Source organism: Vibrio sp. YT-19(2023), from assembly GCF_033337395.1.
This window is the reverse complement of record NZ_JAWOQN010000942.1, coordinates 1-558: the sequence shown is the minus strand read 5'-3', so window position 1 is coordinate 558 and position 558 is coordinate 1. Positions and strand designations below refer to the sequence as shown.

The following is a 558-nucleotide window of genomic DNA, read 5'->3' as shown; positions in this document are numbered from 1 at the left end:
CTTCTCTAAATAAAAACAATATTGACAATCATAGTTGCATTTTGAGCCAACAACTTTCACTGTAGTATGTAAACCTGCCATAAGGAATTCTTCTACTCCAACCAAGATGGAACTAGTTTAATTAATATGTTCTTGTCCACAATTGATAATAGTGATACTTGATACTTATCAAAATTGATATTATGTTTTTAGGGAGTGTTGCGAGAGAGTTTAGATATGATATTTAACTATAACTTACTGAAACCGTTGGCGTTACTGTTGGGAACAAAAAGTATCACAGCAACAGCAAACCAAATGTCGACAAGTGCTTCTGCGGTGAGCCGAACTCTAAGAAGCCTAAGGGAAATATTTCAGGATGAATTACTTACCAGAAAAAATGGCAGGATGGAGCTAACGCCAAAAGCAATCTCCATACGTGCCAAGCTCAATAATATTATTCATGATATTGATGAATTAACTGAGGATATGTCTTTTGATCCATCTACATCAGATATAAAAATCAATATATCTGAGGATATGTCTTTTGATCCATCTACATCAGATATAAAAATCAATATA

1 protein-coding gene is annotated in these 558 nt (G+C 33.5%); it reads left to right on the top strand.

What is annotated here, in order from left to right; genetic code table 11:
- Window positions 1–216: 216 nt before the first annotated feature.
- On the top strand, window positions 217–558 hold a 342-nt coding region (locus R7E78_RS29320), incomplete at its 3' end, for a LysR family transcriptional regulator (protein WP_318059044.1).